Source organism: Pseudoalteromonas sp. TP27, from assembly GCF_056470645.1.
The window spans coordinates 19,402-30,076 of record NZ_JARDAK010000029.1 but is presented as its reverse complement, the minus strand read 5'-3'; the positions used below and the strand labels follow the sequence as shown (position 1 = coordinate 30,076).

The following is a 10,675-nucleotide window of genomic DNA, read 5'->3' as shown; positions in this document are numbered from 1 at the left end:
AGGAAGAACCCTTTGGGCAGCGCCTGTTTGGCATTAATGCTACGTTATCGCCCATTAATGGGGAATAACCACACTATATAGGCTCTGCCTTGCCTAAATACCAAACAGACTGCTGCAAATTTAACCTTGAAAGATCAACAGACCCTAATTGTTTAATTAAATAATTACTGTTAGTTTAGCTTCAAATTTACGAGTAGTACTTTTGGATTGGCAAATGGAGTTTTTAAGCAAAAATAAATACACGCTTTATGGAGTTGCTGCAATATTACTGTGGAGTTGCTTAGTTGCATTACTACGGGATATTTCTGAGTTGTTTAGCCCCATTGGTGGTGCGGCGGCTATGTATTCTGCCAGTGCGATATTTTTAATTTTGGTTATGGGAGTGCCCAAGTTTAGTGGGTTTTCAAAACGTTACTTGGTAATAGGTACTTTATTATTTGTATCGTACGAAATTTGCTTGGCGCTTTCTATTGGTATGGCAAATAGCCGTCATCAGGCAATGGAAATGGCGGTTATTAATTATTTATGGCCCACGCTGACTATACTGCTCTCTATTATTATTGGTCGTAAAAAAGTAAATTTCTGGGTTTACCCAAGCATGATCATTGCTTTTTTAGGGGTTGCTTGGTGTATTACGGGCGATCAAAAAATGTCACTCGATACGCTTGTTACTAACTTTGCTGATAATCCTGCTACTTACTTAATGGCATTAGCTGCAGCGTTTATATGGGCTATTTATTGCGTGGTTACGCAAAAGCTGAGTAATGGCAAAAATGCCATTACGTTATTCTTTACTGTTACGGCAATGAGTTTATGGGCGCAATATGGTTTTAGTAATGAAGCGCCATTAACGTTTTCACTCAGCTCAAGCATAACATTGCTATTAGCAGGAGTAGTGGTAGGGAGCGGGTATGCACTGTGGAACCAAGCTATTATTGGCGGTAACTTAATGCTGCTTGGCACACTTTCGTACTTTACACCGGTGTTTTCTACTATTATTTCAGCGCTGTATTTATCTATTACGCTGAGTGCTTCGTTTTGGCAAGGAGTTGTACTGGTAACCGTGGGCTCGCTAATTTGCTACTTTGTAACGCGAGAAAAGCCTAAACAACCTCAAATAGCGTCTGCAACATAAGACTAATTTTATTAAAAATAAGCCCTATTATTTTAGGGCTTTTTGTTGCGTGCAGATTATTTTGCATTATTTACCTGCGCTAGTAACTCTATAACTTTTTGTTGACCAAATGTTTGTGCAAATTGCTCTGCTGTTTGACCGGCTTTGTTTTGATGCGCGTTGTCGCAATCAAGTGATACGAGTGTTTTAGCTATACTAAATTCACCTCTAAAAATAGCGGCCATTAGCGCTGTGTTGCCACGGTTATCTTCTAGACAGGCATTAGCGCCTAAGTGTAAAAGTGTGTTAACCGTGTTTTTATTACCATGGTAAGTAGCAATCATTAACGCGGTGTAGCCTTTATTGTTGTAGCTGTCGATAGGAATACCGGCATCTACAAATTGCTCTATTACAGCTGTGTCGTTTGTGCGTGCTGCGGCAAAGTAATAAGCAAATAAGCTGTCGTATTGAGTTTTTGCAGAGTTTTGGTTTTCAGCTTGCGTACTAGACGTTTGTGTATTGGGAGTATTTTGAGCGTAAACGCTACTGGTAAAGCTCAGCAGTAGAGCGACTATAATTAATAAATTACGCATAACAATTGCCTCTTATAAAAAGAGGAAGGGGTTTATCCCTTCCCCATAATTGTGGTTGTTTATATAGCTGCTTGCTTAGTTGGGACTAATTTTTACAACTGCTTACTTACAACTAACTACCTTCAACTAGCTACTTACAAGTTAGCTGCTAGTTGTTTAACCATTTTAATATCGCCGTTTACAGCTTTAGTTAAGCGGGTACCGTATTCAGTATCAGCTTTGTAAAAGTGACTAAGTATTTTGTGTTTAACACTGCTGTTTTGCACTTTGCCTAAATCGCCTGCTAGGTTATTAATTAGGTTTGTACGTTCTTGCTTGCTAAAACCACGGTATATAACACCTGCTTGCGCGAAGTTTTGCTGCTTTTTGATTGCGGCTTGTTGTACAAAACCTTTTAGCTCTGTATTACTTCTGCGTGCAATTGGGTTTTCAGCTACGTTTTCTTGGCTTGGCTGGTAGTTCACATTGCTTGTTGTGTTACCAATATTCATTGCGCCGTCTTGGTTGTAGTTAACTACGTCAACTTTTGCACGGTTGATTGGCAATTGCTGGTGGTTAGCACCTAGGCGGTACATTTGTGTATCAGCGTATGAAAACATACGACCTTGTAATAAACGATCTTCTGATGGCTCAATACCAGGAATAATGTTTGCCGGTGCCATTGCTACTTGTTCCGTAGATTGGAAGAAGTTAGTTGGCATACGGTTTAACGTCATTGTTCCTACTTTAGTTTCTTTAATGTCTAACCACATTTTTGTTGCATCTAATGGGTTGTAATCAAAGTCATCAAGCTGCGATGGATCAAGCGTTTTAATGTACAGATCCCACTTAGGGAAATTGCCTCTGTTTATTTCAGTGTATAAATCTTGTGTTAAATGCTGAAAGTTTTGGCTTTGTACTTTAGCTACTTCTTTTGAGTCAAGGTTATCAATACCTTGTTGGCTTACCCAATGAAACTTAACGTATTTAACATCACCCGATTTATTAATCATTTTGTATGCATGTACACCCCAACCGTCCATTTTACGAAGGCTTGCTGGTGTTCCGTAGTCGCTGTAAACCCACTTTAGCATTTGTGTAGAACCTGGTTCGTGCGAGAAAAAGTCAAATACACGGTTAGGATCTTGAATGTTATCAACCGGAGATGGTTTTAAAGAGTGAACCATGTCTGGAAATTTAATTGCATCGCGAATAAAGAACACCGGTAAGTTATTACCTACTAAATCCCAGTTACCTTGATCTGTGTAAAACTTAGTTGCAAAGCCACGTGGGTCGCGCAGTGTTTCTGGGCTACCTTTAGAGTGGATTACTGATGAAAAGCGAACAAATACGTCTGTTTCTTTACCTGCTTGTGCAAACGGTGCTGCAATTGTTAAATCGTCTAGCTCTTTTGATGCTACAAACACACCGTGTGCGCCGGTACCACGAGCATGCACAACACGCTCAGGAATACGCTCACGTGCAAAGCGTTGCAGTTTTTGAATTAGTTGCACGTCTTCTAGTAATACACTGCCACGTTCGCCAGCAGTAATTGAATTTTGGTTTTCGCCAACAGCTGCGCCGTTATCTTTAGTAAGAGTTGTTGCTGCGCTTGCCGGTAATGCCATTGCAAGTGCCAGTGCAGTTAGTGTTAATTTGAGTATTCATTGTCGACCTCATCTATTTAAAAGTGCCGGCAGTGGTGCAGGCTGTTAATCTGTTAACGATAGTATTAATTTTATTAACTTCGGTAAAACTGATTAATTAGATTGATGCGATTTGTAAAACAGATGAGATGAATTTGCAGATACACTTTTTACATTAATGTAATTTTTTTACTACGACCTTAGTCGCAATATGCTTTTATAAAATTTATTAAATACAAAGGTTTTTAGTTTTATCTGGCGGTATTTTCACCAAGCTGGTGCGTTTTATACTTACAGTGTGTTGACATATTCGTACAATAAAGGGAATATGCTCAACCAGTGAGCTTATGCCCATTACTGGGTTGCACTAAAAAGTTGCACAATATTAATCGCGCTTAACTCGTTATACTTAAATTAGCTAAACCAAACAGTTTTAATAAGGTGACAAGATGAATACTAACATTGAGCTAGTAATATTTGATTGCGATGGGGTAGTCATCGACAGTGAAATACTCAGCGCTCAAGTGTTGATTGATATGCTTGCGTATTTAACGGTTAACATTGACCGCGGATATGTACAGCAACACTTTTTGGGGTGTAATTTTAAAACCGTAAGTCAAAAAATCCAAAACGCCTTTAATGTCACTTTGCCAAATAGCTTTGAAGATGATTACCGAGAAGCGCTGTTAAACGAGTTTGGTTCAGCGCTCAGTACAACCGATGGCATAAACGAAGTACTTAATAACTTAGCTGTGCCCAAATGTATTGCCACAAGTAGCAGCCCAGCACGTACAGCTAAAGCATTAGATATAGTTAATTTAAGTAACTGTTTTAGCAATACGATATTTACCAGCAGTGAAGTAAAGCGTGGTAAACCCGCCCCCGACTTATTTTTACATGCAGCTAAGCAAATGGGCGTAAAACCAGAGCATTGCTTGGTCATTGAGGACAGCGAAGCTGGCGTATGTGCAGCCATAAATGCCAATATGCAAGTACTGCATTACAGTGGCGGGCAGCACATGCAAACGGCCATTAACTATGTTCGTAAAGCGTATCCAAATGTTGCTCACTTAACTCATTGGCAGCAGTTTTTTACAGCTTATCCTGCACTTAAAAGTAAAAACATTTAAACATGGCTACTTATACCAACACACATTTATAGGGTTTATAAGTGGCAAAATATAAGCGTTGTTAGTACTGATATTAATTATAAAAACTAAAACAAGTGGTTACGCGTTTATAAAACTAAATTATAAGAAGCAAAGTCTTTAGGTATTAAGTACTTTGCTGTTAACAACTAGGAAATACCATGGCAACGAGTCCACACACACACACATTTAAAGATGTAAACGAAGAGCAACTTCCGGTTGCTAATAATAAGCTTCACGGCTGGAAACACTTTGCAGGGCTATACGCTGGTGAACATGTTGCTGCCACTGAATTTGTTATTGGCGCAACCTTTGTTGCATTAGGCGCATCAACCATCGACATTCTATTGGGGTTATTAATAGGTAACCTGTTAGCAATGTGTTCTTGGTGGCTAATTACGGCACCCATTGCAGTACAAACCCGCTTAAGTTTATATAACTACTTAAACAAAATTGCTGGTAACTCAATGACCAAGCTCTATAACTGGGCTAACGTGGTTATTTTTAGTGTTATATCGGCCGCTATGATCACGGTATCCTCCACCGCCGTGCGGTTTTTGTTTGATATACCTGCGCAACTTGATTGGTATCCAAATAGCTTTTGGTTTGTAGCCATTGTTTTAGCTGTTGGCTCTATTGTTGTGTTTGTTGCGATGTATGGCTTTTCTACGGTTGCTGACTTTTCGAAACTGTGCGCGCCGTGGCTATTTGTTATATTTATTGCAGGTTCGTTCGCGTTATTCCCTGAGCTTTCAAATCACGTATTAGGTTCTACCTCTTTAACTAGCTTTAGCGACTTTATGACCATAGGCGACTCCTCCATATGGACGGGCACCAATGCCGATGGTGAAAAAGGCATTGGCCTATTAGAAGTGATTGGCTTTGCATGGGCTGCTAACTCAATTACTCACTTTGGTTTAATCGACATGGCTATTTTTAGATTTGCTAAACGCAAAAGCTATGGCTTGTTTTCTGGCGTGGGCATGTTTTTTGGTCATTACTTAGCGTGGATCTCTGCCGGTATTATGGGCGCAGGTGTTGCGGTATTACTTAAAACAACTATTTCATCACTTGATCCGGGCGATGTTGCATACCATGCATTAGGTTGGACTGGCTTTGTTATTGTAATTATTGCCGGTTGGACTACAGCTAACGCAAACCTTTACCGTGCAGGTCTTGCAGCACAATCTATATTTGTTAATCAATCACGTGAACGCACAACCGCTATTGTAGGTGTTGTAACCGTGATTATTGCGTGTTTCCCGTTTGTATTTTCACAAATGCTTCCGCTACTTACCTACGCAGGCTTATTAGTTGTGCCAGTAGGCGGCATTGTGTTTGCTGAACATGTGTTATTTCCTAAAATTGGCCTAACACGTTACTGGGCTAAATATAAAAATATTACCCGCAGCGTACCGGCTATAGCATCTTGGGCGTTAGCACTTGTGTTTGGCTTTGGCTTAAACGCAATTGATGTAATGTCGTTTTACTACTTGTTTATTCCTACATGGATTTTCACCATTGTTGTTTACACGCTTTTAGCTAAAAAATACGGCGCTGGTGACGATTACACACAAGAAATTGCAGCAGAAAAGCAAGAGCAACGTGATATTAAAGAATATCAAGCAGCTGAGGCTAAAGATATTCCAAAGCCTGTAATTGACAGCTCTGTATTTACAAAAGTACTTAACGCGGTTTCTACGGTTTCACTGGTTATTATTTTTATATTTGCCAGCCAAGTGATGTTTTTCAGTGAAACTATGAGTATGTACAGCGCTAATAAATCGCAATTCGAAATAGCCTGTTTTATTTGTACTGTTATTTATTTTGTTACTGCGTACTGGTCATTAAAGCGCCATAAAGTACTCAATACAGCATCGTAATTACTTATCGTAATACAGTATCGTAATTTATATTTTATTTTTGTTTAGTAAGGTCACACCATGACACAATACCAACACACTGACGCTCTAGTTACAGGGCTAAACCAACAGAGCTTGGCTCAATTACCAAGCCATGTTGATACACCAACCTACGACCGTAGCGCAGTTAAAGCCGGTATTGTACATATTGGTGTGGGCGGTTTTCATCGTGCTCACCAAGCAGTGTATGTTAACGAGCTTTTAAAAACTCCGGGCTCTGAGCAATGGGGTATATGTGGTGTTGGCCTTTTAGAGGGTAACCGTGGTCTGCGTGATATTTTAAAGCAGCAAGATTACCTTTACACGCTAACTGTTAGACACCCAGACGGTAAAATAGATAACAAAGTAATTGGCTCAATGATCGACTTTTTGTTTGCTCCAGAGGGCAAACAAGCGGTAATCAATAAGCTAGCGCACAGCGATACTAAAATTGTGTCGCTTACTATTACTGAAGGTGGTTACAACTTTAACCCTGCAACGGGCGAGTTTGATTACAGTAATCCAGATATTATTAACGACATTAATAACCCGAACGATCCAATTACAGCGTTTGGTTACATTACTGCTGCGTTAAAATTGCGTAAAGAGCAAGGCCTAGGCGCGTTTACAGTACAGTCGTGCGATAACATTCAGCACAACGGTAACGTAACACGCAAAATGCTTTTAGCCTTTGCTACAGAGCAAGACAAAAACCTAAGTGAGTGGATTGAGCAAAACGTATCGTTTCCAAATGCGATGGTTGACCGTATTACACCGGTATCTAAAAAGAGTGATATTGATTACGTGGTTGATGCATATGGTGTTAGCGACGAGTGGCCAATTACCTGTGAGTCGTTTACACAATGGGTAATAGAGGACACATTTAGTGACTCTCGTCCAAATTGGGATGTTGTTGGTGCACAGTTTGTTACTGATGTAACGCCTTATGAAACCATGAAAATACGTTTACTTAATGCAGGGCATTCTGTACTTGGTTTATTAGGTTCAATCCATGGCTACGGCACTATTGACGAAACGGTATCGGATGAATTATTTGCCACATACCTACGTGCTTTTATGGATAAAGAAGTAACCCCAAACCTTGAACCACTTGAAGGCATTGACCTTGAAAGCTACAAAGATACGTTAATAGAGCGTTTTGCTAATCCTAATATTAAAGACAGCCTAGCGCGTATCTGTAGTGAAAGCTCAGCTAAACTGCCTAAGTTTTTAATTGCCACAATTAACGAAAACCTAGTACAAGGTCGAGATGTATCACTGGCAACGCTTGTTATTGCTACTTGGTGTTTGTACAGCGATAAAGGTTTAAGTGAAAACGGCGAGCAACTTGAAATTCAAGATGCTATGCACAAAGAGCTTAATTCTTACGCGCAAGAGACTCAAACTAGCCCGATTGCATTTTTAAAGTTAACGAGCTTGTTTGGTAAGCTTGAGCATAACGAAACGTTTACTGCTGAATATAAAAAGTCGATTGCTGCGTTGTATGCACCTAATAGTAAAATTAAAGCCATTATGCAGGCTGTACTTGATCAAAAGAGTAACTAATTATGAGCATTTTAATTAATCATAAATCAGGCGAAAACGTAAGTGTTAGCTGTTTTGGCGAAGTACTGTGGGATTGTTTTGATTCAGGTAAACGCTTAGGTGGCGCGCCACTTAACATGTGTGTGCGTATTAACTCACTTGGCATTAAAGCCGACATGATCAGCGCTGTTGGTAACGACGAGTTAGGCGCTGAGCTACTAGGCGAAATTACTAGCAAAGGCGTAAGCTGCGAATACATTGCTATTAATAGTGACAAAAAAACTAGCACGGTTGAGGTAACGCTCGACAGTGGTGGCTCTGCAAGTTATGAAATAGTGGCAGACTCTGCGTGGGATAATATAGCGCTTACCGATGAGTTACTTAGTAAAGTTAAAAGTAGCGATGTATTTGTATTTGGCAGCCTAATTGGGCGAAGCGAAGCGTCTTTAGCAACATTAAATCAACTAGTTGATGTAGCAAACTTTAAAGTATTTGACGTAAATCTACGTGCACCGCATTACAAGCTAGAAACACTTGTAGATTTAATGAATAAAGCAGACTTTATTAAGTTAAACGATGAAGAGCTATACGAAATTGCAAAAGCGATGGGTTGTAAGTTTCATTCGCTTGAACAAAATTTAGCGTTTATAGCACAGCAAACAAATACCGATTACTTATGTGTAACCAAAGGTAGCCACGGTGCTTTATTAACAATCAAAGGCGAGAATTTTTATAATTCAGGTTATTTAATTAGCGTAATTGACACTGTTGGCGCAGGGGATTCGTTTTTAGGTTCGTTAATTTATCAGCTTTGTAGCAACGACGACGCGCAATATGCCGTTGACTTTGCATGTGCCGTTGGAGCAATGGTCGCCGAAAGTTCTGGTGCAACACCTACTTTAACGCATCAACAAATTAGTGAGTTTATGAACCCACTTTAAAAAAACATTGTGTGTGAAAGCGGTTATACGTAAAAGTTTAACCGCTTTTTTTGTGCCTAAAATAAGACATAGGCGATAAGTGAGTGTTAAGTGCGCAGGTTGCGTAAATAGTGGCTTATATCGATTATTGTATTAGCTAAACGTCTTATTGTTTGAGGGTTAAAGCTTTGTTATCGTTCGTCGATTATTCACGGATTGAAAAGGCGGGGCGACACACAATGCGCTCTATAACTAAAATACAAAAAGAGAAACGTGCTTTATGATCATCTTTTTTATCTGCCTCACTATTTTAATACTGGGCTATAAGTTTTACAGCCCATTTGTTGAAAAACAAGCCGGTTTGGATTCAACTGCTGACACACCACAAAAACGCTTTAGCGAAGGTGTTGATTACGTAGCTATTCACCCTGTACGAGCATTTTTAATTCAGTTTTTAAACATTGCTGGCGTAGGTCCAATATTTGGCCCAATTTTAGGTGCTTTATACGGACCTGTTGCATTGGTATGGATTGTACTTGGTAATGTTTTAGGTGGTGCTGTACACGACTTCTTCTCAGGTGTAATGAGTATAAAAGAAGATGGTAAAAGCTTACCAGAAATCGCAGGCCATTATTACAATGTGGTATTTAAAGGCTTTATGCTTATATTTACTGCCATGCTACTGTTTTTTGTAGGTGTAGTATTTATTATGAGCCCTGCAGGTTTGTTAAGTAACCTTGATTTTTTTGAAGGTACAATACTGGCAAATAACACCTTTTGGGTACTTGCTATTTTAGCGTATTACTTTTTAGCTACCTTGCTACCAATTGATAAAATAATAACAAAGTTTTACCCAATTTTTGGTGCGCTAATGATTGTAATGACAGTGGCAATTGCTATTTCATTACTTATTAATGCGCCGCACTTGCCTGTTCCAAGTGACTTTTTAGCTTACTTTGAAGCTGACCACGCACATGACTTTTTAGAACCAAACCCAGATGGGTTACCAACGTGGCCATTGCTATTTATAACAATTACCTGTGGTGCTATTAGTGGTTTTCACTCTACTCAAGCGCCAATTATTGCGCGCTGTTTAACTAACGAAAAATACGTACGCCCAGTTTATTACGGCGCTATGATGTGTGAAGGTATTGTTGGTTGTGTATGGGCACTTGCAGGTATTGCAGCGTTCCCAGATGGTTACGCTGGCTTAAAAGCATTGCTTGATCAAGGTGGTCCAGGTTTAGTTGTAAACCATGTAGCTAACAGTTACTTAGGTGTATTTGGCGGTATAATGGCAATTATTGCAGTAGCCGTATTCCCAATTACTTCTGGTGATACAGCGTTCCGTTCACTACGTTTAACCGTTGTTGATGCGTTTAATATTCCGCAAAGTTTACGTAACCGCTTATTGGTAGCGGTACCTATACTTGCTATTGCATACTTTATGACGAAACTCGATTTCTCGTTAATTTGGCGCTACTTTGCATTTTCAAACATGCTGCTTTCTACAAGCGTATTATGGCTTGCCACTAAGTACTTGTTTGACCGTGGAGCATTCCACTGGATTGCGAGTGTTCCTGCTGTTATAGCAACAGCGGTAACGGTTTCTTATATTGGCACTGCAGCAATTGGTCTTAACTTATCAAGCGATTTAGGTAAACCTATTGGCGCTGTAGTGACAGTGATTGGCTTAATTGTTTTAGCAATTGTGCACTCTAAGCATAAAGTTAAACCAACAGCGGTTTAATAATAATCACATAAGTTATTTCAAGCATTAAAAAAGCGAGCTATTCATAATGAATAGCTCGCTTTTTTTTGTGCACTAA

The 10,675-nt window shown here is 39.5% G+C and carries 8 protein-coding genes; 6 read left to right on the top strand and 2 right to left on the bottom strand.

Going from position 1 to position 10,675, the window contains the following annotated elements; translation table 11 throughout:
- The first annotated feature begins 214 nt into the window (after positions 1–214).
- Positions 215–1,135: an aromatic amino acid DMT transporter YddG gene (gene yddG, locus PX700_RS20390; protein ID WP_479521752.1), complete on the top strand. Its 921-nt coding sequence runs from the start codon at positions 215–217 to the stop codon at positions 1,133–1,135.
- A gap of 56 nt (positions 1,136–1,191) precedes the next feature.
- Here yddG and PX700_RS20385 read toward each other — a convergent pair whose 3' ends face one another.
- Positions 1,192–1,707, bottom strand: coding sequence for an ankyrin repeat domain-containing protein (locus PX700_RS20385; protein WP_479521751.1), 516 nt, complete (start codon positions 1,705–1,707; stop codon positions 1,192–1,194).
- Between the two features lie 134 nt (positions 1,708–1,841).
- Positions 1,842–3,314 carry a catalase gene (locus PX700_RS20380; protein WP_479521750.1) on the bottom strand — a complete coding sequence of 491 codons (1,473 nt, stop codon included), beginning with the start codon at positions 3,312–3,314 and terminating at the stop codon, positions 1,842–1,844.
- A 467-nt stretch (positions 3,315–3,781) separates the two neighbouring features.
- Here PX700_RS20380 and PX700_RS20375 point away from each other — a divergent pair, with 467 nt between their 5' ends.
- From PX700_RS20375 to PX700_RS20355, 5 genes are all read left to right on the top strand, one after another.
- Positions 3,782–4,462, top strand: a complete 681-nt coding sequence (locus tag PX700_RS20375; protein ID WP_479521749.1) for an HAD family hydrolase — start codon at positions 3,782–3,784, stop codon at positions 4,460–4,462.
- A gap of 179 nt (positions 4,463–4,641) precedes the next feature.
- Positions 4,642–6,363, top strand: coding sequence for a purine-cytosine permease family protein (locus PX700_RS20370; RefSeq protein ID WP_479521748.1), 1,722 nt, complete (start codon positions 4,642–4,644; stop codon positions 6,361–6,363).
- A gap of 60 nt (positions 6,364–6,423) precedes the next feature.
- Positions 6,424–7,947: a mannitol dehydrogenase family protein gene (locus tag PX700_RS20365; protein ID WP_479521747.1), complete on the top strand. Its 1,524-nt coding sequence runs from the start codon at positions 6,424–6,426 to the stop codon at positions 7,945–7,947.
- Between the two features lie 2 nt (positions 7,948–7,949).
- A complete protein-coding gene (locus PX700_RS20360) occupies positions 7,950–8,867 on the top strand; it encodes a carbohydrate kinase family protein (RefSeq protein WP_024595733.1) in 918 nt (305 codons plus the stop codon).
- Positions 8,868–9,126: 259 nt separating this feature from the next.
- The gene (locus PX700_RS20355; protein WP_024605386.1) at positions 9,127–10,596 is read left to right on the top strand and encodes a carbon starvation CstA family protein; all 1,470 of its coding nucleotides are present in this window, start codon (positions 9,127–9,129) and stop codon (positions 10,594–10,596) included.
- The last annotated feature ends 79 nt before the right edge of the window (positions 10,597–10,675 follow it).